The organism is Variovorax ureilyticus, from assembly GCF_050632185.1.
GTDB classification, from domain to species: Bacteria; Pseudomonadota; Gammaproteobacteria; order Burkholderiales; family Burkholderiaceae_C; genus Variovorax; species Variovorax ureilyticus_A.
The window spans coordinates 4,106,486-4,131,940 of record NZ_CP192579.1 but is presented as its reverse complement, the minus strand read 5'-3'; the positions used below and the strand labels follow the sequence as shown (position 1 = coordinate 4,131,940).

The 25,455-nt window shown below is 67.8% G+C and carries 24 protein-coding genes and 3 pseudogenes; 17 read left to right on the top strand and 10 right to left on the bottom strand.

The features are described from left to right. Nucleotides 1–91: 91 nt before the first annotated feature. From ACQ858_RS20480 to ACQ858_RS20470, 3 genes are read left to right on the top strand one after another with little or no spacing between them, the layout of a single operon-like run. A complete protein-coding gene (locus ACQ858_RS20480) occupies nucleotides 92–553 on the top strand; it encodes a Spy/CpxP family protein refolding chaperone (protein WP_431274379.1) in 462 nt (153 codons plus the stop codon). A gap of 40 nt (nucleotides 554–593) precedes the next feature. Beyond that, on the top strand, nucleotides 594–1,280 hold the full coding sequence (locus tag ACQ858_RS20475) for a response regulator transcription factor (protein ID WP_431274378.1): 687 nt from the start codon (nucleotides 594–596) through the stop codon (nucleotides 1,278–1,280). After that, nucleotides 1,277–2,560 carry a HAMP domain-containing sensor histidine kinase gene (locus tag ACQ858_RS20470; RefSeq protein WP_431274377.1) on the top strand — a complete coding sequence of 428 codons (1,284 nt, stop codon included), beginning with the start codon at nucleotides 1,277–1,279 and terminating at the stop codon, nucleotides 2,558–2,560. Before ACQ858_RS20475 ends, ACQ858_RS20470 begins: the two co-directional genes overlap by 4 nt. Here the strand turns inward: ACQ858_RS20470 and ACQ858_RS20465 are convergent. Both ACQ858_RS20465 and ACQ858_RS20460 read right to left on the bottom strand, forming a co-directional pair. Next, nucleotides 2,541–4,235, bottom strand: coding sequence for a SulP family inorganic anion transporter (locus ACQ858_RS20465; protein ID WP_431274376.1), 1,695 nt, complete (start codon nucleotides 4,233–4,235; stop codon nucleotides 2,541–2,543). The genes ACQ858_RS20470 and ACQ858_RS20465 overlap by 20 nt on opposite strands. 3 nt (nucleotides 4,236–4,238) lie before the next feature. Next, nucleotides 4,239–5,197: pseudogene (locus ACQ858_RS20460) on the bottom strand (helix-turn-helix domain-containing protein). Nucleotides 5,198–5,379: 182 nt separating this feature from the next. Here ACQ858_RS20460 and ACQ858_RS20455 point away from each other — a divergent pair. The 7 genes from ACQ858_RS20455 to ACQ858_RS20425 all read left to right on the top strand — a co-directional run bounded on the left by ACQ858_RS20455 (nucleotide 5,380) and on the right by ACQ858_RS20425 (nucleotide 12,429). Beyond that, nucleotides 5,380–6,576 carry an amino acid ABC transporter substrate-binding protein gene (locus tag ACQ858_RS20455; RefSeq protein WP_431274375.1) on the top strand — a complete coding sequence of 399 codons (1,197 nt, stop codon included), beginning with the start codon at nucleotides 5,380–5,382 and terminating at the stop codon, nucleotides 6,574–6,576. A gap of 1 nt (nucleotide 6,577) precedes the next feature. After that, a complete protein-coding gene (locus tag ACQ858_RS20450) occupies nucleotides 6,578–7,453 on the top strand; it encodes a branched-chain amino acid ABC transporter permease (RefSeq protein WP_431274374.1) in 876 nt (291 codons plus the stop codon). A gap of 43 nt (nucleotides 7,454–7,496) precedes the next feature. Next, nucleotides 7,497–8,378: a branched-chain amino acid ABC transporter permease gene (locus ACQ858_RS20445; RefSeq protein ID WP_431274373.1), complete on the top strand. Its 882-nt coding sequence runs from the start codon at nucleotides 7,497–7,499 to the stop codon at nucleotides 8,376–8,378. Next, the gene (locus ACQ858_RS20440; RefSeq protein WP_431274372.1) at nucleotides 8,371–9,120 is read left to right on the top strand and encodes an ABC transporter ATP-binding protein; all 750 of its coding nucleotides are present in this window, start codon (nucleotides 8,371–8,373) and stop codon (nucleotides 9,118–9,120) included. The genes ACQ858_RS20445 and ACQ858_RS20440 overlap by 8 nt, the downstream gene beginning before the upstream one ends. Continuing rightward, the gene (locus ACQ858_RS20435; RefSeq protein ID WP_431274371.1) at nucleotides 9,117–9,827 is read left to right on the top strand and encodes an ABC transporter ATP-binding protein; all 711 of its coding nucleotides are present in this window, start codon (nucleotides 9,117–9,119) and stop codon (nucleotides 9,825–9,827) included. Before ACQ858_RS20440 ends, ACQ858_RS20435 begins: the two co-directional genes overlap by 4 nt. A 31-nt stretch (nucleotides 9,828–9,858) precedes the next feature. Further along, complete coding sequence (locus tag ACQ858_RS20430) at nucleotides 9,859–11,310, top strand: aldehyde dehydrogenase (RefSeq protein WP_431274370.1); 1,452 nt, start codon at nucleotides 9,859–9,861, stop codon at nucleotides 11,308–11,310. Nucleotides 11,311–11,406: 96 nt separating this feature from the next. Beyond that, a complete protein-coding gene (locus tag ACQ858_RS20425) occupies nucleotides 11,407–12,429 on the top strand; it encodes an NADP-dependent oxidoreductase (RefSeq protein ID WP_431276911.1) in 1,023 nt (340 codons plus the stop codon). On the opposite strand, the gene ACQ858_RS20420 is transcribed toward ACQ858_RS20425, so the two are convergent. The 8 genes and pseudogenes from ACQ858_RS20420 to ACQ858_RS20385 form a co-directional block, all read right to left on the bottom strand. Then, the gene (locus tag ACQ858_RS20420; RefSeq protein WP_431274369.1) at nucleotides 12,430–13,272 is read right to left on the bottom strand and encodes a DMT family transporter; all 843 of its coding nucleotides are present in this window, start codon (nucleotides 13,270–13,272) and stop codon (nucleotides 12,430–12,432) included. A 71-nt stretch (nucleotides 13,273–13,343) separates the two neighbouring features. After that, nucleotides 13,344–14,045, bottom strand: coding sequence for an AraC family transcriptional regulator (locus ACQ858_RS20415; protein ID WP_431276910.1), 702 nt, complete (start codon nucleotides 14,043–14,045; stop codon nucleotides 13,344–13,346). A gap of 164 nt (nucleotides 14,046–14,209) precedes the next feature. Further along, complete coding sequence (locus tag ACQ858_RS20410) at nucleotides 14,210–15,331, bottom strand: SLC13 family permease (RefSeq protein ID WP_431274368.1); 1,122 nt, start codon at nucleotides 15,329–15,331, stop codon at nucleotides 14,210–14,212. Then, nucleotides 15,312–16,856: a class I adenylate-forming enzyme family protein gene (locus ACQ858_RS20405; protein ID WP_431274367.1), complete on the bottom strand. Its 1,545-nt coding sequence runs from the start codon at nucleotides 16,854–16,856 to the stop codon at nucleotides 15,312–15,314. Before ACQ858_RS20405 ends, ACQ858_RS20410 begins: the two co-directional genes overlap by 20 nt. Before the next feature lie 113 nt (nucleotides 16,857–16,969). Further along, nucleotides 16,970–17,980, bottom strand: coding sequence for a lipoyl synthase (lipA, locus tag ACQ858_RS20400; RefSeq protein ID WP_431274366.1), 1,011 nt, complete (start codon nucleotides 17,978–17,980; stop codon nucleotides 16,970–16,972). A 19-nt stretch (nucleotides 17,981–17,999) separates the two neighbouring features. Continuing rightward, nucleotides 18,000–18,618 (bottom strand): annotated as a pseudogene (lipB, locus tag ACQ858_RS20395) (lipoyl(octanoyl) transferase LipB). Nucleotides 18,619–18,742: 124 nt separating this feature from the next. Beyond that, nucleotides 18,743–19,066: a YbeD family protein gene (locus ACQ858_RS20390; protein ID WP_431274365.1), complete on the bottom strand. Its 324-nt coding sequence runs from the start codon at nucleotides 19,064–19,066 to the stop codon at nucleotides 18,743–18,745. Further along, nucleotides 19,063–19,980, bottom strand: coding sequence for a D-amino acid aminotransferase (locus ACQ858_RS20385; RefSeq protein ID WP_431274364.1), 918 nt, complete (start codon nucleotides 19,978–19,980; stop codon nucleotides 19,063–19,065). The genes ACQ858_RS20390 and ACQ858_RS20385 overlap by 4 nt, the downstream gene beginning before the upstream one ends. A gap of 176 nt (nucleotides 19,981–20,156) precedes the next feature. Here ACQ858_RS20385 and ACQ858_RS20380 point away from each other — a divergent pair, with 176 nt between their 5' ends. The 7 genes and pseudogenes from ACQ858_RS20380 to atpG all read left to right on the top strand — a co-directional run bounded on the left by ACQ858_RS20380 (nucleotide 20,157) and on the right by atpG (nucleotide 25,426). Further along, nucleotides 20,157–20,645, top strand: a complete 489-nt coding sequence (locus tag ACQ858_RS20380) for an ATP synthase subunit I (protein ID WP_431274363.1) — start codon at nucleotides 20,157–20,159, stop codon at nucleotides 20,643–20,645. Nucleotides 20,646–20,657: 12 nt separating this feature from the next. Further along, on the top strand, nucleotides 20,658–21,527 hold the full coding sequence (gene atpB / locus ACQ858_RS20375; protein ID WP_431274362.1) for a F0F1 ATP synthase subunit A: 870 nt from the start codon (nucleotides 20,658–20,660) through the stop codon (nucleotides 21,525–21,527). A gap of 59 nt (nucleotides 21,528–21,586) precedes the next feature. Beyond that, nucleotides 21,587–21,850 (top strand): F0F1 ATP synthase subunit C, encoded by a 264-nt coding sequence (gene atpE / locus ACQ858_RS20370; protein WP_431274361.1) that lies wholly within the window; start codon nucleotides 21,587–21,589, stop codon nucleotides 21,848–21,850. Nucleotides 21,851–21,932: 82 nt separating this feature from the next. Next, complete coding sequence (locus tag ACQ858_RS20365) at nucleotides 21,933–22,403, top strand: F0F1 ATP synthase subunit B (protein WP_431274360.1); 471 nt, start codon at nucleotides 21,933–21,935, stop codon at nucleotides 22,401–22,403. 6 nt (nucleotides 22,404–22,409) lie between these two features. Beyond that, nucleotides 22,410–22,940 (top strand): F0F1 ATP synthase subunit delta, encoded by a 531-nt coding sequence (locus ACQ858_RS20360; protein WP_431274359.1) that lies wholly within the window; start codon nucleotides 22,410–22,412, stop codon nucleotides 22,938–22,940. Nucleotides 22,941–22,976: 36 nt separating this feature from the next. Further along, a pseudogene (atpA, locus tag ACQ858_RS20355) lies at nucleotides 22,977–24,529 on the top strand (F0F1 ATP synthase subunit alpha). A 21-nt stretch (nucleotides 24,530–24,550) separates the two neighbouring features. Further along, nucleotides 24,551–25,426 (top strand): F0F1 ATP synthase subunit gamma, encoded by an 876-nt coding sequence (atpG, locus tag ACQ858_RS20350; protein WP_431274358.1) that lies wholly within the window; start codon nucleotides 24,551–24,553, stop codon nucleotides 25,424–25,426. Nucleotides 25,427–25,455: the final 29 nt, after the last annotated feature.

Below are 25,455 nucleotides of genomic sequence, written 5' to 3'. Positions count from 1 at the left end.
AGCGAAACCGCCGCGAAAGGACTTCGCGGCGGCTCGCCGCGAGCATTCAGTCTTCCGATCGATTCCCGATCGCAACGCAAGGAAGACGCTCATGAAACCCTGGTTCAAACGATCCCTCTTCGGCCTCGCCGGTGCGGCGCTGGTCGCCGGCAGCCTCACCGGTTGCGGCTATCGCCACGGCGGCTGGCACAACGCCTCCGAGCAGGACCGCGCCGAATTCCGTGCGCGCATGGTCGAGCGCGTGAGCAGCAAGCTCGAGCTCGACGCCTCGCAGAGAGCCAAGCTCGTGACCCTGAGCGAGAAGATCCAGACCCAGCGCGCTGCGCTGCGCGGCGGCGGCGATCCGCGCGCCGAATTCCGTGCCGTGTTCGCGGGCGGCAAGCTCGACCAGGAGCGCGCGAAGAAGCTGGTCGAGGACAAGACCGCCGCGGTGCAGGCCGGCAGCCCCGAGGTGATCGCCGCGGCAGCCGACTTCTTCGACAGCCTCAATCCGGAGCAGCAGCAGAAGGTGCGCGACTTCATGGATCGTGGCCGTCGCTGGGGCCGGGGATGAGCCAGGACCCGCCCGCGGCCGGCGTATGCACAATGCCCGGATGCCCCGCATCCTGCTGATCGACGATGACGAGCACCTGGGCGCACCGCTCGCGAGCTACTTCGCGCGCTTCGACTACGTGCTGGAGAGCACCACGCGCCCCAGCGACGGCCTCGCGAAACTGCGCGCCGGCCACTACGACGCCGCGATCCTCGACGTCATGCTGCCCGAGATGGATGGCTTCGCGCTGTGCCGCGAGATCCGCAAGGAAAGCGACATTCCCATCGTGATGCTGACGGCGCGCGGCGAGGTGATGGACCGCGTGGTCGGCCTCGAGCTCGGCGCCGACGACTACCTGCCCAAGCCCTTCGAGCCGCGTGAACTGGTGGCGCGGGTGCAGACCATCCTGCGCCGCCAACGCAGCGCGCCGGCCGCTTCGCCGGCACAGCGCAGGGACTTCGACGGCCTTTCGATCGACCTCGACAAGCGCGAAGTCCTGCGCCACGGCGAGCGCATCGAGCTGACCGGCACCGAGTTCGAACTGCTCGCGCTGCTCGCCGACCCGCCCGGCAAGGTCTGGAGCCGCGACGAGATCCTCAACCGCCTGCGCGGCCACGAGGCCGAGCTCTACACCCGCGCGGTCGACATCGTGGTGAGCCGGCTGCGCAAGAAGCTCGAGCCGCTGGACTGCATCAAGACGCTGCGCAACGCGGGCTACATGCTCGCCGTGGGCAAGAGCGCCCCATGAGACGGCGGCAAGGACGACCCGGTCACTGGCGCCAGCGCTGGGGCCATTCGCTGCGCGTGCGGCTCATCACCGTGTTTGTGCTGCTCGCGCTGGCGATGACGGCGGTGTTCCTCGGCGGCATGCAGCGCGCCTTCTCCAGCGGCTGGCGCGATGCCGCGCGGCCGATCGTGACGGACTACCTGGACCGCCTCGTGGCCGACCTCGGCACGCCGCCCGATGTGGAGCGCGCGAAGGCGCTGGTCACACGACTGCCGATCTCGATCCGCATCGAAGGACCGGTGGTGAACTGGGACTCGCATCCGGACCGCCGCCACCATAGCGCCGGCACGCGGGGCGACTGGCTCAGCCGCACCACCGCCGACGGCCATCGCGTCACTTTCGGGCTCGGCACGCTGCCCTGGCAGCGCGAGCCGCAGGGGATCGGCTGGATGACGCTGGCGCTGCTGCTGGGGCTGATCGTGCTGGCCTATGCCTATGTGCGGCGGTTGTTGAAGCCGCTGGACGACATCCGCGCCGGCGCCGAGCGTTTCGGGCGCGGGGCGTTCGACGCGCCGATCCCGCTGCGCCGGCGCGACGAGCTGGGCGACCTCGCGGCACGCATCAACACCATGGCGCGCGACATCCAGAGCATGCTCGATGCCAAGCGGGCGCTGCTGCTGGCGCTGAGCCACGAATTGCGCTCGCCACTCACCCGCGCGCGGCTCAACGCCGAGCTGCTGCCGGCCACGCCCGAAGGCGCGACCGAGCGTGCGGCGTTGCTGCGCGATCTGGCGGAGATGCGCGACCTGATCAGCGACCTGCTCGAAAGCGAGCGGCTCGCCAGCCCGCATGCGGCGCTGCACCGCGAACCGGTCGATCTCGCCGCGCTGGTGCGTGAAGTGGCTGGCGAACTGGAGGGCGGCGAGCGGGTCGTCATCGACGCGCCGACCGATCTGCCGGCGCTTTCGCTGGACCGCGCTCGCATCCGCCTGCTGGTGCGCAACCTGCTCGACAACGCCCTGCGCCACGGCGCCGAGAGCCCGCAGCCGCCGCATCTGACGTTGCGCCGCGCGGGGCAGGGCATCGAACTGGAAGTGCGCGATTTCGGCCCCGGTGTCGAGGCGGCCCAGCTCGACCGGCTGACCGAGCCCTTCTATCGCACCGACAGCGCGCGCCAGCGCGCGACCGGCGGCGTCGGGCTCGGCATGTACCTGTGCCGGCTGGTGGCCGAGGCGCACGGCGGCCGGCTCTCGGTGCGCAACGCCGTGCCGGGGCTCGCGGTCACGGCAGCGCTGGCCTGACGGTGTCTGCCGCTGCCGCTGCCGCTGCGGCGGCGGCGCGCTGGTCGGACTGCTGCACCGCGTCGTCGACGCTCCAGGCTGCGTAGGCGCTGGGCGGCAGATCGTCGGATCGCACCTGGGCGAGCAGGTCGCGCACCGTGTCCTTCACGCGGGCAAGAATCAGTTGGGCGCCGTGCTGGCGGACGTAGGCCGCGAAGTCGCACAGGGCTTCGATGCTGGTGCCGTCGAGGTCGGCCGATTCCTCGAGACTCAGCACCACGTGATCGAGGCCGTGCGCCTGCCTCAGCTGCAGCCGGATGGTGGCGAACACCGCTTCGACGTTGCCGAAGAAGAGCGGCGTCTCGGGCCGCGCGATCAGCATGCCGGTCGGCACGCGCGCCTCGGGGTGCCGCGCGATGTCGACGAAATCGTGACTCTCGCCGAGCCGGCCCAGCCAGCTCACGCGCGCGCGGGACATTCCCTGCAGCAGGAGCAGCAGGCTGACGCCGATGGCGGTCAGCAGGCCGTCCAGGACGCCCAGCAGCAGCACCGCGACGAAGGCCACGAGCGCGACCAGCCGGTCGCGTCGCCACGAGAAATAGGGGCGCAGGCTGCCCGGGTTCAGCGTGTGGCCGACCGCATGCATCACGATCGCCGCCAGCAGCGGCTCGGGGGTGTGGGCGATCCACGGCAGCAGCGCGATCGCCGCCAGCAGGACCACGCCGCCCGCGATCAATCCGGCCGCGCGGGTCTGGGCGCCGGCGGCTTCGTTGGCCGAGGTGGCCGAAAAACCCGCGCCGACCGGCATGCCCTGGAACAGGCCCGAGGCGAGATTGGCCGCGCCGAGCGCCAGCAGGTCGCGGTTGGCCGAGACGTGGTCGCCATGCCGCAGCGCGAAAGTGCGGATCGATCCGTACGACTCCGCATAGAGGATCAGCGCCATCGCGAACGCGAGCTCGCCCATGCGCAGCCACATCTCGCGCGAAAGTGCCGGCAGGCTCGGGGCCTCCAGCCTGAAATCGATGGGGCCCACCGCGCCGATGCCCCATTGCTGGCACACGCCGGCCAGGTCGAGCGCGATGCCGGTCGCGATCACCAGCAGCGCGGCGGGTACGGCGCGGGTCGCGCGCCAGTGGCCCAGGCCCTGCAGCACGGCCACGCCGATCGCCGCCATCGCGAGGCCCGCGAAGTTCCATTGGCCGAGCCTTGCGATCAGCTCCCACGCGAGCCGCAGGAAATCGCCGTGCGCCGGCTGAACGTCGACCACCTTGGGCATCTGCTTGACCACGATGGTCAGCGCCAGGCCCAGCGCGAAGCCGCGCAGCACCGGCTTGGCGATCAGGTTGGACACGGCGCCGAGCCGCGCCGCCGCGGCGATCAGGAAGAACACGCCGGCCAGCACGACGATGCCCGCGCCGAGCGCGAGCCGCATGGCGAGATCGCCCTGCGCGGCCGAACTGGTGGCCGCCAGCAGCACGGCGGCGGACGAAGAGGTGGCCGAGATGATCGCGAAGCGGCTGGTGCCGAGCAGGCCGTAGATGAACAGGCCCACGAGCAGCGCGATCACGCCGGACTGCGGCGGCAGCCCCGCAATGCCCGAATAGGCCACGGCTTCGGGCAGCAGCAGCCCGGCGATCGACAGGCCGGCCGCCCAATCGGCTGCGCGGAAGGCGCGATTCGCGGACGGCGCGTCCACGCCTCAGGCGCCTCGCCTCGCGCGCTGCCTGAACTCGCTCGGGCTGCCGCCGGTGTGCTCGCGGAACACACGGCTGAAATGAGAGAGATTGCAAAAGCCCGAAGCCAGCGCGATGTCGGTGATCGAGCGTGCGGCGTTCGCCGGGTCCTGCAGGCCGCGGATGCACGCGGCGAGCCGCTGCTGGAGGATGTAGCCGGTCAGCGTGTCGTCGTCGCCGGCGAAGGCGTTGTGCAGATGCCGCTTGCTGCACCGCAGCGCCTGTGCGATCGCCTCGATCGACAGGGCCGGATCATGCAGATGCTGTGCGACATGGCGCCGGATGCGGTCCTTCAGGGCCTCGCGCTGCGTGCGCGGCGTGTCCTGTCCGGCCAGTTCCATCAGCGAGAGCCGCACGAGCTGGATGATCAGTTCGCCGGCCCCCGCGCCGCCGCTTCGCTCATGCAGGGCAGCTCCTGGTAGGTGTTGCGCATGGTCTCAAGCGCCACGCGCGAGATGCCGCTGCCGCCGCCGATGCGCCGCGCCACGAGATCGCGAAGCGGCAGGCCCGGCGGGGCGATCTGGTCCTTGGGTAGCATCACGATCAGGTGATCGCTGCGCTCGGGGTTGGCGACGGTGTAGTCGGTGGTGGTGTCGTAGAGCGTCCAGCCGCCGGCACGCACCGCCGCCGCGCGCCCGCACTGAACGACTTCCGCCGAACCTTGCCACGGCGCGACGATCTTCAGGTAGGGCGCTTCGCTGGTGCGTGCCATCTGCCGGGTGCGCAGCACGCGGTGGCGGTTGGCTTCGAGCCGCGTGAGGATCACGTCGCCGGCGTGCGAGGCGGCGAGGTGGCCTTCGAATTCGGTGTCGCCGTACAGGTCGGATTCGAGCCCGCCGAAATGGCGCCACACCCAGTCGCGCCACACCGGCGCGCGTTCGCGCGAGGGCACTTCGTCGGTCGACAGGAGTGAGGAGGCGGCCATGGATCAGCGGTTGAAAGCCCGACTATTGTCCGGTGCGGCGATCGCCGCAAGGCTTGCGGGTTAACCACTAGCGGCGTGCACGCTGCGACAAGCGCTTTGTGCGCAGAAGGCACAGCGGGCGGCCGGCGTCCTTCCTACGATGCCGGCACCGGACGCATCAGGGCGCCGGAAAAGGAGACTGCATGCTTCACAACGCCAATCGCCGCCGCTGGATCCAGGGAACCGCCACCGCGCTCGGCGCCGCCGCCGTCGCACCGAAGCTCTTCGCGCAGGGGGCGCCGGTGCGCGTGGGCTATGCCATCGCCCGCACCGGCCCGTGGGCCGGCGGTGCACAGGTCAGCCAGGAACCCAACTACCTGCTGTGGGCCGAACAGGTCAACGCCGCGGGCGGGCTCTCGGTGAAGGGCGCGAAGCGGCCCATCGAACTGATCGGCTACGACGACCGCAGCGAGACCGAGACCTGCGTGCGCACCTTCGAGAAGCTCATGGGCAGCGACAAGGTCGACCTCATCCTGCCGCCATGGGGTTCGGGCGCGAACTTCGCCGTCGCGCCGCTGGCCAACCGCTTCGGCTATCCGATGCTCGCGCCCACCGCGCTGTCGCGCAAGCTGATCGACATGCGCCTGCCGTACTTCTTCTCGATGCTCCAGCAGCCGGACAAGATGATGGGCGCGCTGGTCGACATGCTGGTGGCCAACAACGTGAAGACCATCGCGATCGTCTACATGGACGACCTCTTCGGCCTGGAGAACTTCGCCGCGCTCAACGCCGCGCTCAAGAAGACCAGCATCCAGGTGGTCGATCGCAAGAGCTACCCGCTGGGCGTGACGGACCTCGCGCCGGTGCTGCGCACCATCAAGGACCTGAATCCCGACGCCTTCATCGGCATCACCTATCCGCCGGACACGCTCCTCGCGAGCAAGCAGTCGCGCGAGATCGGTTTCAACCCGAAGTTCTTCTACGCTTCCGTCGGCACGGCCTTCCAGCTCTACACGAACGTCATGCAGGCGAACGCCGAAGGCGTGATCGGCATGGGCTCGTGGAACGCCAAGACCAGCCCCGAAGCCAAGGCCTACTTCGATGCGCATACCAGGAAGTTCGGCAAGGAACCCGACCGCTGGGCCAGCGGCCACTGCTGGGCCGGGCTCGAGATCCTGCAGCAGGCCGTCGGCAAGGTCGGCCTCGACCGCAAGGCGCTGCGCGACCTGATCGCGAAGAACGAGTTCAAGACCATCCTCGGCCCGATCCGCTTCGAGGGCAGCGAGAACGCCTCGATCCCCGGCACCGTCGCGCAGTGGCAGAAGGGCGAGTTCGAAGTCGTCTGGCCGAAGGACCGCGCCACCGCGCAGCTCCAAAGCCCCAAGCCCGCCTGGAAATAACGTGTCGTGGAGTGGATGGGCCGAGCTGCTGGCCGGCGGATTGATCACGGGCGGCATCTACGCGCTCGTGGCGATCGGGCTGAACCTGCAGTACGGCCTGATGCGCATCATGAACATCTCGCACGGCGAGTTCCTGATGCTCGGCGCCTTCCTGACCTGGTGGGCGCATAGCGCGTGGGGCGTCTCGCCGCTGGTGTTCCTGCCGGTCGCTTTCGCGGTGCTGATGGCGATCGGCATGGCGGTGCACTGGCTGTGCTTCCGGCAGGTCGCGGCGCGCGCGCCCAATGTGGAGGTGTTCGAGGCGCGCAGCCTGATGGTCGGCTTCGGCCTGATGTTCCTGGTGCAGAACACCGCGCTCCTGATCTGGGGCGGTGACCTGCGCGGCTACGAGTACCTTGCCGAGCCGGTGCAGTTCGCCGACATGCGCTTCACCGCGAACAAGCTGGTGCTCTTCGGCATTGCGCTGGCGCTGAGCCTCGCGCTCATCGCGCTGCTCAAGCTCACGCTGCTGGGCAAGGCGGTGCGCGCACTCATGCAATCGCCGGTGGGCGCGCAGCTCGTGGGCATCAACACCAAGCGGCTGCATCCGCTGATGTTCGGCATCGGCCTCGGGCTGTCGGGCGTGGCCGGCGGGCTGCTCTCGACGACCTACGAAATCTCGCCCTCGATGGGCGAGCCCTACACCGTGACCGCGCTGATCGTGATCACGCTCGGCGGCTTCGGCAGCATCGCGGGCAGCCTCGTCGGCGGCCTGCTGCTCGGCGTGGTCGAGGCGCTCGGGATGCATTTCACCAGCCCCTCCCTCAAGATGCTGCTGTCGTATGCCGTCTTCATCGGCGTCCTCATCTGGCGGCCCAACGGATTGTTCTCGCGATGAAGGCGCTGCTTGCAAAAGACCCTGGCTCGCGCTGGGTGTCGGGGTGGCGCTCGCGGCCTGCGTGCCGTGGGTGGCCTCGGATTTCGCGGCCTCGGTGGCGCTCTCCTGCCTCATGTACATCGCGCTCGCCACGAGCTGGTCGCTGTTCTGCGGCGCGACGCGCTATCTGTCGCTGGCGACATCGACCTTCTTCGGGCTCGGCGCGTATGCGAGCGCGATCCTGCTCGAGGTGCTGCCTTGGCCGCTCGTCATCCTCTGCGGGGCGCTGGTGGCGAGCGTGGTCGCGGTGCTGATGGGCTCCGCGGTGCTGCATCTGCGCGGCACCTACTTCGCCGTGCTGACCTTCGGGATGACCGAGCTGATCCGCCACGCGGTGACCTTCGTCGAGAAGCAGGTCTCCGGCACGGTGGGCCGTGTGCTCGCGGTGGTGCCGTCGAACGAGACGGTCTATCTCACGGTGCTCGTCATCGCGGGCGGCGCGATCGCGACGGCGATGGCGGTCAAGCGCAGCCGCTTCGGACTCGCGCTCGCGGGCATCGGCGCCGACGAGCAGCGCGCACAGACGCTCGGCGTCGACACGCGGCGCATCAAGATCGCCGGCTTTGCGCTTACGGCCGCCTTTGCCGGCGCGGTCGGCGCGGCGATGGCGGTGCGCTGGACCTACATCGAACCGCCGGCGGTATTCAGTCCGTTCATCGGCTTCCAGACCGTGCTGATCGCGCTCATTGGCGGCGCGGCGAGCATCGGCGGGCCGGTGGTCGCGGCGATCGTCTTCAGCCTGCTGGCGGAAACGCTGCGGCTGCAACTGCCCTACGGCTACATGATGGTGCTGGGGTTGCTGCTGATCCTGTGCGTGATGTACCTGCCCAATGGACTCGCGTCGCTGTGGCAGCGCAATGGCACGCGAAGGAGCGGGCATGGCTGATGGACCGATCCTGCTCGAAGCCCGCGAAGTCACCGTGCGCTTCGGTGGCCTCACCGCCGTCGATGCGGTCAGCATGCAACTGCACGCGGGTGAACTGGTGGGCATCATTGGGCCGAACGGCGCGGGCAAGACAACGTTCTTCAATTCGGTTTCGGGCGTCGTCGCGCCGTCCAGCGGCCATCTTTTCGCCGAAGGCGTCGAGCTCACCGGACGCGGTCCGCACCGCTATGCGGCGCACGGTATCGCGCGCACCTTCCAGACACCGCGCGTGATGGCCGACATGACGCTCACCGACAACGTGCGCTTCGGCATGGAATTCGCAGGAAGGCATCGCGAACCCGTCGCCGGGCTGCGCAGCGAGCACGACATCCTCGGCATGCTCGGGCTCGCATCGCTTGCCGACCGGCCCGCGTCGGAGGTGACGCCCTCGCAGCAGCGCCTGCTCGAGATCGGCATGGCGCTCGGCACGCGGCCGCGTGTGCTGCTGCTCGACGAAGTGGCGGCCGGCCTCACCGAAGCGGAAGTCGACGCGATGGCACGCCGCATCCGCAAATTGCGCGACGAGCACGGCTTGACCGTCGTATGGATCGAGCACGCCGTCACCACGCTGCTGAAGTACGTCGAGCGCGTGCTGGTGCTGCACCAGGGGCGCAAGATCGCCGACGGTACGCCGGCTGACGTGGTGCGCAATGCCGAGGTGGTCGAGGCCTATCTCGGTGACGAGATGGAGATCGCCGAATGAGCGCGAGCCAGATGACCGTTCGCGGACTCGTGGCGGGCTATCACGGCTTCCAGGTGCTGCAGGGCATCGACATCGATGTGCTGCCGGGCATCACCGTGGTGCTCGGGCCGAACGGCGCGGGCAAGACCACCTTGCTGAAGGCGCTTGCCGGCCTGCTGCCGCGCCACGGCGACGTGACGCTGGACGATGCACCGCTGCCGGCGGAGGACGCGACCGCCTGCGTGCGCCAGGGGCTCGCGCTGGTTGCGGAAGGGCGGCAGCTGTTCCCGCAGATGACCGTCACCGAGAACCTCGAACTTGGCGGCTGGCTGGTGCCGGCCGGGGTGCGCGCGCAGCGGCTTGCACGTGCGTTCGAAGACTTTCCGCGCTTGAAGGAACGCGCATCACAGCTCGCCGGAACCATGAGCGGCGGCGAGCAGCAGATGGTCGCGGTGGCGCGCGCAATGATGAGCGGCCCGCGCCTCCTGATGCTCGACGAGCCATCGCTGGGCCTGGCGCCGCGCATGGTCGACGAGCTGCTCGCCATCGTGCGGCGCATCGCGGCGCAGGGCGTCACCGTGCTCATGGTCGAGCAGAACGTTCGCAAGGCGCTGCTGGCGGCTGATCGGGGCTATGTGCTCGAGCGAGGGCGCGTCGTCGCATCCGGCGATGCACAGACGCTGCTTCATTCCGATGTCATCCGCCACGCCTATCTCGGCAAGGCCTGACCTCACCCACTTTCCTCCGAGGAGCTTTCGCATGACCACCATTTCCATGCTCGTCAACGGCGAGCGCCGCCGAGCCGAAAACGGCGCGACCTTCGAGCGCCGCAATCCGCTCGACGGCGGCGTCGCGACGCAGGCGCCTGCGGCCACGACGCGCGACGCCGTCGCGGCCGTCGAGGCCGCAGAGGCCGCTTTCGCGGCGTGGTCGCAGACCGGCCCCGGCGAACGCCGCGCGCTGCTGCAGAAGGCCGCGCATGCGCTCGAAGCGCGCACCGCGGATTTCGTGACCGCGATGGCGCGCGAGACCGGTGCGTCGGCGATGTGGGCCGGCTTCAACGTGCATCTTGCCGCCGGCTTGCTCACCGAAGCCGCCGCGCTCACCACGCAGATCGGCGGCGAGGTAATTCCTTCGGACGTGCCCGGCAGCCTCGCGATGGGCGTGCGCCAGGCGGCCGGCGTGGTGCTCGGCATTGCGCCGTGGAACGCGCCGGTGATCCTCGCCACGCGCGCGATCGCGACGCCGCTCGCCTGCGGCAACACCGTGGTGCTCAAGGGCTCGGAGCTGTGCCCCGAGACGCATGCGCTGATCGTCGACGCGATGAACGAAGCCGGCCTGCCGCCGGGCGTGGTCAACTTCATCACCAATGCGCCGGCCGATGCGGGCGCGGTGGTCGAGGCGATGGTGGCGCATCCCGCGGTGCGGCGCGTGAACTTCACCGGCTCCACGCGCGTGGGACGCATCATTGCGCAGACCTGCGCCGGGTACCTCAAGCCCGTGGTGCTCGAACTCGGCGGCAAGGCGCCGCTGGTGGTGCTCGACGATGCCGACATCGACGCGGCGGTGAACGCAGCCGCGTTCGGCGCCTTCGCCAACTCCGGGCAGATCTGCATGTCGACCGAACGCATCGTGGTCGACGCGGCCATCGCCGACGAATTCGTCACGAAGTTCGCCGCGAAGGCGAAGAGCCTGCCGGTCGGCGATCCGCGTGAAGGCCCGGTCGTGCTCGGCTCGGTGGTGGATACGAGCACGGTCGCGCGCTGCAATGCGCTCATCGACGATGCGCTCGCCAAGGGCGCGAAGCTGGTGTGCGGCGGCCGGGCCGAGAACACCTTGATGCCGGCGACGGTCATCGACCATGTCACGCGCGAGATGCTGATCTACCGCGAGGAGTCCTTCGGTCCGGTGAAGGCGGTGGTGCGCGTGAACGGCGTCGAGGAAGCGGTCGCCACGGCCAACGACAACGAATTCGGCCTCTCGTCCGCAGTGTTCGGGCGCGACATCGCCCGTGCCTTCAATGTCGCGCGCCGCATCGAGTCCGGCATTTGCCATGTGAACGGCCCTACGGTGCACGACGAGGCGCAGATGCCTTTCGGCGGCGTCAAGGATTCGGGCTACGGCCGCTTCGGCGGCAAGGCCGGCATCGACGCCTTCACCGAGCTGCGCTGGATCACGGTGCAGACCACGCCGCGCCACTACCCCTTCTGACCCTGCGCCGTTGTCGCCTTCGCTACCCGCGGTAACGCCGGCCGGGGCTACGATGCGCAGCCCCAGCCCCGAAGGAGACACGCGCATGAGCACCCCCTGAGCAACCGGCAGATCCGCCTGGCCAAGCGCCCGCAAGGCGCGGCCACCCGTGACGACTGGCAGTTCACCACCGAGCCCGTCGCGGAACCGGCGGAAGGCGGCGTGCTGGTCAAGACGCTGTCGCTCTCGCTCGACCCCGCGATGCGCGGCTGGATGAACGAGGGCAAGAGCTACATCGCGCCGGTCGAGCTCGGCGCGGTGATGCGCGCCGGCGGCGTCGGCCGCGTGGTCGCGTCGCGCAACCCGGCCTTCGCGGTGGGCGACATCGTCTACGGCACGCTCGGCGTGCAGGAATACGCGCTCATCCCGCAGGAGGAGATCAAGCGCTCGGGCCTCGCGAAGATCGACCTCGCGCTCGGCACGATCGGGCAATGGCTCAACGTGCTCGGCATGCCCGGCATGACCGGCTACTTCGGCCTCATGGACATCGGCGAGCCCAAGCCGGGCGAGACCGTGGTGGTGTCCGGCGCGGCCGGTGCGGTGGGGCAGACCGTCGGCCAGCTCGCGAAGATCAAGGGCTGCCGCGCGGTCGGCATCGCGGGCGGGCAGGCCAAGTGCGATTTCGTGGTCAAGGAGCTGGGCTTCGATGCCTGCATCGACTACAAGGCCGGCCCCGCGGCGGTGCGTGACGGGCTCAAGGCGCATTGCCCCAAGGGCATCGACATCTACTTCGACAACGTGGGCGGCGACATCCTCGACGCGGCACTCGCGAAGATCACGCGCGGCGCGCGCATCATCATCTGCGGCGCGATCAGCCAGTACAACAACACCACGCCGATCCAGGGCCCGAAGAACTACCTGAGCCTCCTGATGAACCGCGCGCGCATGCAGGGCATGGTGGTGTTCGACTATGCCGACCGCTACCCCCTCGCGATCGCCGAGATGTCGGCCTACCTGAAGGACGGCCGCATGAAGAGCCGCGAGGACGTGGTGGAAGGGCTCGAGACCTTTCCAGAGGCGCTCACGAAGCTCTTCACTGGCGAGAACTTCGGCAAGCTGGTGCTCAAGGTTTCCGACTGATCAGCGTCCGGCGCGCGTGCCCATCACGGCGGCCGAGATGATCAGGGCCGCCGCGAGCGCAATCGTCCAACTCAGGGGGCGCTGCGTGACAACGAGCAGCAGCGCCGTCGAGGCCAGCGGCGTGATGTAGCTCAGGATGCCGATCTGCCGCGCATCGCCGCGCTTGAGCGCCATGTCCCAGAAAAAGAACGCCGCGCCGAGCGGGCCGAGTCCGCAGAGCGCGACCAGCAGCCAGTCGCTCGAAGAGAGCGCCACGGAGGGCTCCAGCAGCCAGTGGCAGAGCAGAGAGAGCGCACCGGAAACCAGCCCGAACAACCCGATCGCGGTCGTCGGGAAGGCCGCGACGCGCTGCGTCCACAGCGAATAGCTCGCCCAGATGAAGGCCGACCCGAGCGCCGGCAGAAAGCCCCAGTAGCTGCCGCCGCCCGAAGCCGCGCCGCGCGCGCCGAGGATCGCGATCGCCGCGCCCGCGAAACCGAGCAGGGCGGCCACCACGTGCAAGGGCCGCAGCGACATGCGCGGCAGCAGCACCGGCGCGAGCACCACCATGAACAGCGGCCAGAGGTAGTTCACCAGATTCGCCTCCACGGGCGGCGCCAGTCGCAGCGCGATGAACAGCAGGAAGTGAAAGCCGAAGAGCCCGTAGACGCCGAGCGCCAGCGTGCGCGCCGGCACCGCCCAGGCGCGCGGATGGCGCAGCACCAGCGGCCAGCTCATCGCGCTGCCGATCATCAGCGCGAGGCCGGTGAGCAGGAATGGCGGCAGGTGCGAGAGCGAAGTGCCCAGCGAGGCCAACGTGGCCCAGAGGGCAATGGCGGCGAGCGCGTAGAGGGTCGAAGACATGGCCGCCGAGCTTAAGCGCTGCGATCGTCGCGAAACGACGGTGCGTCGTCGCGCGACGAGGGTTGGGCCGATCAGTCGCCGTCGACGGAGCGCCGCATCGCCGCCGTCAGCGCCGAGGGCGAGCGGTAGCCGGTGCGCCGAGCGGCTTCGGCGACGCCGATGCCGCGGTCGCGCAACTGCCGCGCATGCAGCAGGCGTTGGGCGCGCAGCCAGCGCATCGCGCTCATGCCTTGCTCGTCACGGCAGCGCTGTGCGAACTGGCTCGGGCTCAGGCAAACGACGGCCGCGAGGTCCGCGACGCCGAGCGGGCGATGCCAGCGGCTTCGCGCCCAGTCGGAGAGGCCTTGCCAGTCGATCGCGCGGCGGCGGCCATTCGGCACCGCCGGGCCCCAGGCGTCGAGCAGCAGGGCGGGTGCGTGATGCAGGGCGGAAGGCGAGGTTTCGGGCTCGGAGACACACAGCGCGAGATAGCGCGCGAGCGCCGGCAGTTGCGGCGCGAGCGGTGCACGGCCGGCGCATTGCGCCCACAGGTCCTGCGTGGTGTCGAGGATGAGGCAGCGGCTGCCGTTCCTCGATTCGAAGTCGTGCCGATCGCCGGGCGTGACCACCCAGCCCTCCCCGGCGCCGACGCGGCGGCCCCTTCCTTCGACCTCCAGGTCCAGCACGCCGTCGAGGCCGATCAGCACCTGGAAGTGGTCGTGCGAATGGCTGCCGCGCGATGCGCCGTAGCGTCGCAGCGAAAGGCCGTTCGGAGGAGAAGGTGTTGCGCCCATGGAAGTCAGCGCATTTTCCACGCGTCTCTCCGGCCGTGCCACCCGTAGGCGAGCGAAGCGAGGCCCGTTCGGAGAATCCCGCGGAACCGGCTTCGCCGGGCCGCCGGGATTGCCCCCGGAAGGGGGTGGAGAGCGACACGAAGTGCGCGAGCCTGGGGGCGAGCCTATCTCAACAGCAGCGCGGTCGCGCCGCACACCAGCAGGAACGGAATGCTGATGCGATGGAACTCGCGCAGCCCGTTCGGCAGCTTCGCGAGCCTGAGCGCGATCAGGTTCGCGAGCGAGCCCAGCACGCAGCCGAAGCCGCCGACGCTCACCCCCGCCGCGAGCGCAGGCAGGTCGTGCACGAAACCCTCGAGCAGGATGGTCGCCGGCACATTGCTGATCACCTGCGAGGCCGCGATGGCTGCAAGGTACGCGCGCCAGCCTTCGCGGATCGGCAACTGCGAGAACAGCGCGGTCACCGCGGGCAGTTCCGCGAGCTGGCGCAGGTCGATGAACATCAGCGCAATGATCAGGAGCAGCGTCCAGTCCACGCCGAGCAGCACGCGCGGGCGCAGCAGCAGGAAGGCGCCGAACACCAGCGCGAGTCCCGCCAGCATCCGGTGCCGGTCGAGCGCGACCACGAAGGCGACGAAGAGCAGGCCCGAGAGCGTCAGCAGGCGCGGCTGCACCGGCACCTCGTCGCCCGAGGGCTTGAGCAGGATCGGCGCGCGCGGCACCAGGAAGCCGATCGCGGCGAAGAGCCAGAACAGCATGACCGCAACGGTCGGCGCCATCATCGCCATGAAGCCGATGAAGCTGTCGCCGGAGCGGTGCCAGAGAAAAAGGTTCTGCGGGTTGCCGATCGGCGTCAGCGCCGAGCCCGCATTGACCGCCAGCGCCTGCAGCACCACGAGACGCCCGAGCGGCAGATGCGCCTGCTGGGCGAGCACGCGGGTGAGCGGCACCAGCAGGAACAGGCTCACGTCGTTGGTGACCAGCGCCGAGAGCAGCGCTGCGCTCGCGGTCAACAGATAGACGAGATGGCGCAGTTCGGTGGTGCGCGACAGCAGTTGCGTCGCGAGCTTCTGCAGCATGCCGCTGCGCTCGACGCCCTGGGTGATCGCGAGCAGGCCGGCGAGCGCGCCGATGGTCTGCCAGTCGATGAGGCGGAGGTAGTCGGCGGGCGCGCGCGGCCGCACGAAGGCGAAGACGACCGCCGCGGCAAGCAGCACCCACAGCAGGCCGTTGCCGCCGCCCTCCTTGTGGGCGCCGCTTTCGCCCTCAGCGGATTTCGCGTTCACGCAGTTCGCGCTTGAGCACCTTGCCGATCGCGCTGCGCGGAAGCTCGTCGATGAAGTTCAGCCGCGCGAGGCGCTGGGTCTTGCCCAGTTGCGCGTTGGTCCATTGCAGCAGCGTGTCGGCATCGGTGGCATCGCCTTCGCGGCGCACCACGAAAGCCACCGGCGTCTCGCCCCATTGCTCGGAAGGCACGCCGACCACGGCCACGTCCGCCACGGCCGGGTGGCCGCGCACCACGGTTTCGAGATCGCTCGGGTAGATGTTGAAGCCGCCGCTGATGACCATGTCCTTCTTGCGATCGAACAGCGTGAGGAAGCCGTCCGCATCGAAACGCCCGACGTCGCCGGTGCGGATGAAGCGCTTGCCGGTCGCGTCGAACCACTCGACCTCGCGCGTCTTCGCCGGCTGGCGGTGGTAGCCGACCATCATGCCGGCCGAGTGGCCGACCACCTCGCCGGCTTCGCCGACCGGCACTTCGCGGCCCGATTCGTCGACGAGGCGGATGTCGCTGCCTTCGGCAGGCTGGCCGACCGTATGCAGCTTGTCCGGATGCCGATGCGCTTCGAGGATGCAGGTGCCGCCGCCTTCGGTCATGCCGTAGAACTCGATCAGTCCGCCGGGCCACCGCGCGAGCACGTCGGCCTTCAGCGCCGCGTTGAACGGCGCACTGGTGCTGAACTTGAAGCGGAAGCCCGACAGGTCGTGCGCGTCGAAATCGGGCCGCGCCATGAGCCGCTGGTACTGCACCGGCACCAGCATGGTGTGCGTGACGCGCAGGCGCTCGGCGAGCTTCAGGTAGGCCGCGGCGTCGAACTTCGGCATCAGCACCACGCAGCCGCCGAAGGCAATGGTCGGGAAGAACACGACCAGCGTGGTGTTGGAGTAGAGCGGCGTCGACAGCAGCGTCACGGTCTCGGGACCGTATTCGTACTTCGCGCCGCGCCGCACGTGCGCCCAGCGCATGCCATGGCCCTGAACGATGCCCTTGGGCTCGCCGGTGGTGCCGGAGGAATAGATGATGTTGAAGGGCCAGGACGGTTGCGGCTGGACCGGCGCGGGCGCGCTGCCTGCGGGCGCGAGCCATGCCTCGAAGTCGCCGCCGGCGGTGGAACCGTCGATCGCGATGCGCGGGACCGCAGGCGCCGCCGCAGTCCCGAGGGTCTCGGCTGCCGCCGCATCGACGAAGAGGATGCGCGCGCCTGCATCCTCGATCATGCGCGCGAGGCTCGCGGGCGTGGAGCCCGGCGCGAGTGGCGCCACCGCGATCCCGGCGCGCAGCGCGCCGAGGAAGAGGGCGGCGTAGTTCACGCTTGATGCCGCGCAGATGGCGATGGCGTCGCCCGCCTGCAGGCCGTCGCGCTGGAGGCTGGCCGCGATGCGATCCATCAGCGCGTCGAGCGCGCCGTAGGACAAGGAGCGCTCCGCATCCGCGAGCGCGGGGCGGTCCGGCGATTGCCGGGCATGGAGATGAACGAGTTCGGCGATCACGCCGAAGTCGCGTTCGATGGCTCGTTCGAAGTCGTTCATGTTCTCGACCCAAGAGGTATTCAAACCCGGCCGGCGAAGCCAGGCCCGTCCTTTAAACACCGCGGAACCGGCTTTGCCGGGCCGCTGGTGTTGCCCCCGGTAGGGGTGGGAGGCTACACGGAGTGAGCCGATCTGGGGGTGAGCCCATGCGCCTGTTGATCCGCGTGGTAGCTCGAACGCACCATCGCGCCGACGGCGGCATGGCTGAAGCCCATCTTGTAGGCCTCTTCCTCGAACATCTTGAAGGTGTCGGGATGCACGTAGCGGCGCACCGGCAGGTGGCTGTTGCTCGGCGCGAGGTACTGGCCGATGGTCAGCATCTCGATGTCGTGCGCGCGCATGTCGCGCATCACCTGCAGGATTTCCTCGTCGGTCTCGCCGAGGCCGACCATGATGCCGCTCTTGGTCGGCACATCGGGGTGCAGCGCCTTGAACTTCTTCAGCAGGTTGAGGCTGAACTGGTAGTCGCTGCCCGGACGCGCTTCCTTGTAGAGGCGCGGCGCGGTCTCGAGGTTGTGGTTCATCACGTCCGGCGGCGCGGCCTTGAGGATCTCGAGCGCGCGGTCGTCGCGGCCGCGGAAGTCGGGCACGAGGATCTCGATCTGCGTCTGCGGCGACAGCTCGCGGATGTTGCGGATGCAGTCGACGAAATGCTGGCTGCCGCCGTCGCGCAGGTCGTCGCGGTCGACGCTCGTGATCACCACGTACTTCAGGCGCAGCTTGGCGATGGTCTTCGCGAGATTGAGCGGCTCGTCCTTGTCGAGCGGATCGGGCCGGCCGTGGCCGACGTCGCAGAACGGGCAGCGGCGCGTGCACTTGTCGCCCATGATCATGAAGGTGGCCGTGCCGTTGCCGAAGCATTCGCCGATGTTCGGGCACGAAGCCTCTTCGCAGACGGTGTGCAGGTTGCTCTCGCGCAGGATCTGCTTGATCTCGTAGAAGCGGGTGGTCGGCGAGCCCGCCTTGACGCGGATCCATTCGGGCTTCTTGAGCACCTCGCCCTGGACCACCTTGACGGGGATCCGGGACAGCTTGGCGGCGGCCTTCTGCTTGGCCGAGGGGTTGTAGTCGGCGGCGCTTTGGGCCTCTCGGACCACGGTGGGTTCAACGTGCGGGGTGCTCATGCGTTCTCTCTGGCGGGGCTCAAGGTGCGAGGTAGACGTTGAGCTTGCTGCCCAGCACCTGCGCCGCTTCGTCCCAGGTTGTTCGGACGCCGATTGTAAAAAGATCGACGGTTTTCAGCCCCGGATAGCCGCAAGGGTTGATGCGGTTGAAGGGTTCGAGGTCCATCGCCACGTTGAGGGCGACACCGTGGTAAGTGCAGTGCCGGCTCACCTTGATGCCCAGCGCCGCGATCTTGCCGAGGCCGCGGAACGGGTCGTCCGGGTGTGCCGGGCCTGTCAGCGCGGCATGCGAGAACGGGTCGTCCAACCGCACATAAATGCCGGGAGCGCCACTGACGCGGTGCCCGGTCACGCCGAAGTGGGCGAGGGTGCGGATCACCGATTCCTCGATGCGATAGACGTATTCCTTGACGTAATAGCCGGCACGCCGCAGGTCGATCAGCGGGTAGGCGACCACCTGGCCGGGGCCGTGGTAGGTCACCTGGCCGCCGCGGTTGGTCTGCACGACGGGGATCTCGCCGGGGCTCAGCACATGGTCGGCCTTGCCGGCCAGTGCCCTGCGTGTAGACCGGCGGATGCTCGCAGATCCAGAGCTGGTCGGGCGAATCGGGCGAACGCTCTTCGGTCGCCTTCTGCATCGCCGCGTAGGTCGCGGCGTAGTCGACGCGGCCGAGCAGCGAGACCTGCAGCAGGGCGCTCACTGGGTCACCTCCGCGCGTCGCGCTGCGGTGCGAACCCCCTTCGGAGCGGCCGGGCGGGGGCTCAGAGCACCACCTTGACCATCGGATGGCTGGAGAGCGCGCGGTACAGGTCGTCGAGCTGCTCGCGGCTGGTCGCGGTGACGGTGATCGTCACGCCGAGGTAGTTGCCGGCCTTGCTGGGGCGCAGTTCCACGGTGCTGGCGTCGAAGCCCGGGTCGAAACGCTCGGCGACCTGTGTCACCGCATGCACGAAGCCGTCGACCTTGGCGCCCATGACCTTGATCGGGAACTTCGAGGGGTACTCGATCAGCGAATCCCTGCGCGGGTCTGCCGGGGTGTCGGGCGCCGCGCCGGCGGGCGGGGTGCTGGGGGAGGGGGTACTCATGCTGTGACTCCGTTGTCCTGGATGCTGCTCGCCTTTGCGTCTTCCTTGGCTTGCTGGTAGCCCGCAAAAAGGGTCTGGTAGATGGGGCCGGGTCGGCCGCTGCCGATCGTGCGGCCGTCGAGCGTGACGACCGGCAGGATCTCCTTGCTCGCCGAGGACAGCAGCAGTTCGTCGGCGTCGAAGACTTCATCGCGCGCGACGCGGCGGAGCACGAAGGGGATGCCGGCTTCGGCGCACAAGCGCTCGATCAGGCCGTAGCGGATGCCGGTGAGCACCAGCTCGTCCTTCGGCGGGCCGATGACCACGCCTTGCTTGACGATCCACACGTTGCTCGACGACGCCTCGCTGAGCCAGTCGCCGCGGAACATGATGGTTTCCGCCGCGCCGGCTTCCACGCTGATCTGCCGCGCCAGCACCGCGCCGAGCAGGCTGGTGCTCTTGATGTGCGCCTTCTGCCACCGGAAATCATGCGCGCTGACGCAGGCCACGCCCTTGGCGCGGACGGCGTCCGGAACGGGCCTCATGGGGTTCACCATGACGAACACCGTCGGCGTGAGCCCTTGCGGCATCGCGTGATCGCGCGGGGCGACGCCGCGCGTCACCTGGATGTAGAGGCCCTGCGTGCCCGCGCGCGCGGCGGCGGGCGAGGCTTGGATCAGCCGCGTGGCGATGTCGCGCCACTGCGCCGCAGTCAGCGGGTTCTGGATCTGCAGTTCGGCCAGCGAGCGTTCGAGCCGTGCCATGTGCTCGTCGAAGCAGAAGAGATGGCCCTCATAGACAGGCACGACCTCGTAGATGCCGTCGCCGAAGATGAAGCCCCGGTCCAGCACGCTCACCTTCGCGTCGCAAAGGGGTGTGTAGTTGCCGTCGAGGTAGCAGAGAGAGTCCGGGAGCGCGTCGATGATCGGGTGCATAGGGAATTATGGTGGGGGCGGATCGTGGCTTTCCAACCCGGCCGATGCCGAATCGGCATCCGGGCGCAAGGACCATTTCCTCGCATGTGTCGCCAACTTGGTCGAAGCGCGTGGCTTTCTACCTATAATCAATGGCTTTGTAGAAATTCTGGGTCGTCATTCGGGCTTCATTCGAAATGAAAACAATCGCCCGCGATGCCTCGAAGGGATTCCATGAGGACCCCCTTGACCTGGAAGAAGATTACAAGCCGCTGACTGCCGAGGAGGCGCAGCGGCTGCGCGACAGGAAGCCGTTGATCTCGCCATGGCGCGTGATCGCGGTTCAGGTCGCGGCGGGGCTCCTGGTGGCGTTGGCCGCCTGGGGGTTCACAGGGAGGCAAAATCTGGGATGGTCCGCCGGATACGGCGCGCTCGCGGTGGTTCTTCCCGCGGCGGTGTTTGCACGGGGGCTGACCGGCAGGTTTGCTTCGCTGAATCCGGGTACTGCGGTATTCGGATTCTTTTTGTGGGAAATGGTCAAGTTGGCCTTGACGATGGCGATGCTGATCGCCGCGCCAAGGCTGGTAGTGGCGCTGAGCTGGCCAGCAATGCTGATCGGCCTGGTGGTGACAATGAAGGCGACCTGGGTGGCTGTGATGCTGGCTTCCAGGCGCCCGAAACTTTGAGACGAGTAACGGATGGCTGCTGAAAACGCTGCGGAACATGGTCAAACCGCTGGTGAATACATCGTTCACCATTTGACCCATCTTCAAAGCTCCAAGCCTGGAGGTGTGGCTGACTTCTCCGTTTTCAACTTCGACTCGCTGTTTTTCTCGATCGTGCTCGGCGCGCTGGCCTGCTGGCTCATGTGGCTGGCCGCCCGCAAGGCGACGTCGGGCGTGCCCGGCCGGTTCCAGGCTGCGGTCGAGATGCTCGTCGAGATGGTCGACCAGCAGGCCAAGGGCATCGTCCACAACGCGCAGAGCCGCAAGTTCGTCGGCCCGCTCGCGCTGACGATCTTCATCTGGATCCTGATGCTGAACGCCATGGATCTGCTGCCCGTCGACCTGCTTCCCTGGGTTTGGGGTCAGGGCTACAGCGCCACCGGCCACGATCCGCATCACGCCTACCTGCGCGTCGTGCCGACCGCCGATCTCTCGGTGGCCATGGGCTTCTCGGTCTCCGTGCTGCTGATCTGCCTGTACTACAACGTCAAGATCAAGGGCCTGGGTGGCTGGGTGCATGAGCTCTTCACTGCACCGTTCGGCAACCACTGGGCGCTGTATCCGTTCAACTTCGCGATGCAGCTGATCGAGTTCGTCGCCAAGACCGTCTCGCACGGCATGCGGTTGTTCGGCAACATGTACGCCGGCGAACTGATCTTCCTGCTCATCGCGCTGATGGGCGGTGCGTGGACCCTCTCGGCCACGGGTATCTTGCTGGCGCTCGGCCACATCATCGCGGGCACCGCGTGGGCCATCTTCCACATCCTGATCATCACGCTGCAGGCGTTCGTGTTCATGATGCTGACCCTTGTGTACGTGGGTCAGGCGCACGATCACCACTGATCGCAGATTCTCGGTTTCGTTTTTTCTTTTCTCTTCAACCAAGTCCTCTAGGAGTCATCATGGAAGTTATTAGCTTTGTCGCCCTGGCCGCCGGCCTGATCATCGGTCTGGGTGCTGTTGGCGCTTGTATCGGCATCGGCATCATGGGTAGCAAGTACCTTGAGTCGGCCGCGCGTCAACCTGAGCTGATGGGCGAACTGCAAACCAAGATGTTCCTGCTGGCGGGTCTGATCGACGCCGCGTTCATTATCGGTACCGGTATCGCGCTCTGGTTCGCAACCGCCAACCCGTTCCTCTCGCAGATCGCCGCCCTCGCCAAGTAAATCGGCCCAGGCTTTCTCGTCGAACCCATGTCGTTCATCGCCGAATGACGTTGGATTCATTCCCAAAGAGAGGGAACAAAAAGTGAGCATTACCGGTACCCTGATCATCCAGATGATCGTGTTCCTGATCCTGGTCGGGTTCACGATGAAGTATGTGTGGCCGCCTATCGCCAAGGCGCTGGACGATCGTGCCCAGAAGATCGCCGAAGGCCTGGCTGCTGCCGACAAGGCCAAGACCGAGCTGAGCGCCGCCAACAAGCGCGTCGAGGCTGAACTCGGCCAGGCTCGCAACGAGTCGGCCCAGCGTCTTGCAGATGCCGAACGTCGTGCGCAGGCCATCGTTGAAGAGGCCAAGGCCCGCGCTACGGAAGAAGGCAACAAGATCATTGCGGCCGCCCGCGTCGAAGCCGACCAGCAGGCCATGAAGGCGCGCGAAGCCCTGCGTGAGCAAGTGGCTGCGTTGGCCGTCAAGGGCGCCGAACAGATCCTGCGCAAGGAAGTGAATCCGGCCGTCCACGCCGATTTGCTGGCCCGCCTGCAGACGGAACTCTGATCAGCCATGGCAGAACTCGCCACCATTGCACGTCCCTACGCCGAAGCGCTGTTCAAGGCCTCGGCGTCGGATCTGAGCGGCGCGGCAGCCTGGCTCGAGAAGGTCGCGGCCATTGGCGCCAACCCCGAACTCCAGCAGTTTGCGGACAACCCGAAGGTCACGACCGATCAGGTGATCGGCGTGGTTGCCGGCGCGTTCGGCGCGTCCCTGCCGCCTGCCGCGAACAACTTCCTCGCGGCGCTGCTCGAGAACGGGCGCTTCCCTGCGCTGCCGGAAATCGCCAGGCAGTTCCGGGCCCTGGCGAACGCACAGAGCGGTTCGTCCGATGCCGTGGTGTACAGCGCCTTCCCCATCGATGCGGCTGCATTGGGCAGCGTGGCTGCCACGCTCGAAAAGCGCTTCGGTCGCAAGCTGCAGGTCACGGTCCAGCAGGACCCGTCGTTGATCGGCGGCATCCGCGTCGTGGTCGGTGACGAAGTGCTCGACACCTCCGTCAAAGCGCGTCTTGAACAAATGAAAGTTGCGCTGGTGGCCTGAGGCCGCCAGCCCCCTTAACGAAAGAAGGAAAGAGTCATGCAACTCAATCCCGCAGAAATTTCCGAACTGATCAAGAGCCGCATCGAGGGTCTCGGCGTCAGCGCGAACATCCGCAACGAAGGCACCGTGGTGTCGGTGACCGACGGCATCGTGCGTGTGCACGGCCTGTCGGACGCCATGCAGGGCGAAATGCTCGAGTTCCCGCCCACGGCCGACGGCACGCCCTCGTTCGGCCTGGCCCTGAACCTCGAGCGCGACTCGGTCGGCGCCGTGATCCTGGGCGAGTACGAGCACATCTCCGAAGGCGACACCGTCAAGTGCACCGGCCGCATTCTGGAAGTGCCGGTCGGCCCCGAGCTGATCGGCCGCGTGGTGAACGCCCTGGGTCAGCCGATCGACGGCAAGGGTCCGGTCAACGCCAAGATGACCGACGTGATCGAGAAGGTCGCCCCGGGCGTGATCGCTCGTCAGTCGGTCGACCAGCCGATGCAGACGGGCCTGAAGTCCATCGACTCGATGGTACCGATCGGCCGTGGCCAGCGCGAGCTGATCATCGGCGACCGCCAGACCGGCAAGACCGCCGTGGCGATCGACGCGATCATCAACCAGAAGGGTCAGAACATGACCTGCGTCTACGTCGCGATCGGCCAGAAGGCCTCGTCGATCAAGAACGTGGTGCGTTCCCTGGAACAAGCCGGCGCAATGGACTACACCATCGTCGTTGCAGCCTCCGCCTCCGAATCGGCCGCCATGCAGTACGTGTCCGCGTACTCCGGCTGCACGATGGGTGAATACTTCCGCGACCGCGGCCAGGACGCGCTGATCATCTATGACGACCTGTCCAAGCAGGCCGTCGCCTACCGCCGGTGTCGCTGCTGCTGCGCCGCCCGCCGGGCCGCGAAGCCTACCCCGGCGACGTGTTCTACCTGCACAGCCGTCTGCTCGAGCGCGCTGCCCGCGTGAACGCCGACTACGTCGAAGCCTTCACCAAGGGTGAAGTCAAGGGCAAGACCGGTTCGCTCACGGCACTGCCGATCATCGAAACGCAAGCCGGCGACGTGTCCGCCTTCGTTCCGACCAACGTGATCTCGATCACCGACGGCCAGATCTTCCTGGAAACCAACCTGTTCAACGCCGGTATCCGCCCCGCCATCAACGCCGGTATCTCGGTGTCGCGCGTGGGTTCGTCGGCGCAGACCAAGGTCATCAAGGGCCAGTCGGGCGGTATCCGTACCGACCTCGCCCAGTACCGTGAACTCGCAGCCTTCGCGCAGTTCGCTTCCGACCTCGACGAAGCGACCCGCAAGCAGCTCGACCGCGGCGCCCGCGTGACCGAACTGCTCAAGCAGGCCCAGTACAGCCCGCTGCCCATCTCGCTGATGGGTGCATCGCTGTTCGCGGTGAACAAGGGCTTCATGGACGATCTCGACGTCAAGCAGGTTCTGTCGTTCGAGCATGGTCTGCATCAATTCCTGAAGGCGAGCCATGGCGCGCTGCTCGACAAGATCGAGCAGTCCAAGGCCCTCGACAAGGACGCCGAAGCCGAGCTGAGCGCAGCCGTCGCCGCGTTCAAGAAGTCGTTCGCCTGATCGACGGAGCAAGGAGCCCCAATGGCAGCCGGTAAGGAAATCCGCGGCAAGATCAAATCGGTGGAGAACACCAAGAAGATCACCAAGGCCATGGAAATGGTGGCCGCGTCGAAGATGCGCAAGGCGCAGGATCGCATGCGTGCCGCCCGCCCCTACAGCGAGAAGATCCGCAGCATCGCGGCCAATCTCGGCCAGGCGAATCCGGAGTACACCCACGCGTTCATGAGACCGCACGACGCGAAGGCGGCGGCCTTCATCGTCGTCACGACCGACAAGGGACTGTGCGGCGGCATGAACACCAACGTGCTGCGTGCGGTGACGGCCAAGATGCGCGAGCTGCAGTCGGCCGGCACGGCCATCGAGGCGGTGGCCATCGGCAACAAGGGCCTGGGTTTCCTGAACCGCGTCGGCGCTCGCGTGGTGTCGCATGTCACCCAGCTGGGCGACACGCCGCACCTCGACAAGCTGATCGGTCCCGTCAAGGTGGCGCTCGACGCCTACGCCGAGGGCAAGCTCAACGCGGTCTATCTCTGCTACACCAAGTTCATCAACACGATGCGCCAGGAGTCGGTGGTCGAGCAACTGCTGCCGCTGCCCGCGGAATCGCTGAAGACCGAACAAGGCCAGCACTCGTGGGACTACATCTACGAGCCCGACGCGCAGAGCGTGATCGACGAGCTGCTGGTGCGCTATGTCGAATCGCTGGTGTACCAGGCCGTCGCGGAGAACATGGCTTCCGAACAGTCGGCCCGCATGGTCGCCATGAAGGCGGCCACCGACAACGCCGGCAACGTGATCGACGAACTCAAGCTGGTCTACAACAAGACCCGCCAGGCAGGCATCACCAAAGAGCTGTCCGAGATCGTTTCCGGCGCTGCGGCCGCTGCTGGCGTCTGAGCCAGCCAGGTGTCGGACGTCAACCAGAT

Bases quoted from the DNA above. Each gene is read 5' to 3' on its own strand.
- ACQ858_RS20480 (WP_431274379.1), top strand. From the start codon at position 92: ATGAAACCCTGGTTCAAACGATCCCTCTTCGGCCTCGCCGGTGCGGCG.
- ACQ858_RS20475 (WP_431274378.1), top strand. From the start codon at position 594: ATGCCCCGCATCCTGCTGATCGACGATGACGAGCACCTGGGCGCACCG.
- ACQ858_RS20470 (WP_431274377.1), top strand. From the start codon at position 1,277: ATGAGACGGCGGCAAGGACGACCCGGTCACTGGCGCCAGCGCTGGGGC.
- ACQ858_RS20455 (WP_431274375.1), top strand. From the start codon at position 5,380: ATGCTTCACAACGCCAATCGCCGCCGCTGGATCCAGGGAACCGCCACC.
- ACQ858_RS20440 (WP_431274372.1), top strand. From the start codon at position 8,371: ATGGCTGATGGACCGATCCTGCTCGAAGCCCGCGAAGTCACCGTGCGC.
- ACQ858_RS20435 (WP_431274371.1), top strand. From the start codon at position 9,117: ATGAGCGCGAGCCAGATGACCGTTCGCGGACTCGTGGCGGGCTATCAC.
- ACQ858_RS20430 (WP_431274370.1), top strand. From the start codon at position 9,859: ATGACCACCATTTCCATGCTCGTCAACGGCGAGCGCCGCCGAGCCGAA.
- ACQ858_RS20420 (WP_431274369.1), bottom strand. From the start codon at position 13,272: ATGTCTTCGACCCTCTACGCGCTCGCCGCCATTGCCCTCTGGGCCACG.
- ACQ858_RS20415 (WP_431276910.1), bottom strand. From the start codon at position 14,045: ATGGGCGCAACACCTTCTCCTCCGAACGGCCTTTCGCTGCGACGCTAC.
- ACQ858_RS20405 (WP_431274367.1), bottom strand. From the start codon at position 16,856: ATGAACGACTTCGAACGAGCCATCGAACGCGACTTCGGCGTGATCGCC.
- lipA (WP_431274366.1), bottom strand. From the start codon at position 17,980: ATGAGCACCCCGCACGTTGAACCCACCGTGGTCCGAGAGGCCCAAAGC.
- ACQ858_RS20390 (WP_431274365.1), bottom strand. From the start codon at position 19,066: ATGAGTACCCCCTCCCCCAGCACCCCGCCCGCCGGCGCGGCGCCCGAC.
- ACQ858_RS20385 (WP_431274364.1), bottom strand. From the start codon at position 19,980: ATGCACCCGATCATCGACGCGCTCCCGGACTCTCTCTGCTACCTCGAC.
- ACQ858_RS20380 (WP_431274363.1), top strand. From the start codon at position 20,157: ATGAAAACAATCGCCCGCGATGCCTCGAAGGGATTCCATGAGGACCCC.
- atpB (WP_431274362.1), top strand. From the start codon at position 20,658: ATGGCTGCTGAAAACGCTGCGGAACATGGTCAAACCGCTGGTGAATAC.
- atpE (WP_431274361.1), top strand. From the start codon at position 21,587: ATGGAAGTTATTAGCTTTGTCGCCCTGGCCGCCGGCCTGATCATCGGT.
- ACQ858_RS20360 (WP_431274359.1), top strand. From the start codon at position 22,410: ATGGCAGAACTCGCCACCATTGCACGTCCCTACGCCGAAGCGCTGTTC.
- atpG (WP_431274358.1), top strand. From the start codon at position 24,551: ATGGCAGCCGGTAAGGAAATCCGCGGCAAGATCAAATCGGTGGAGAAC.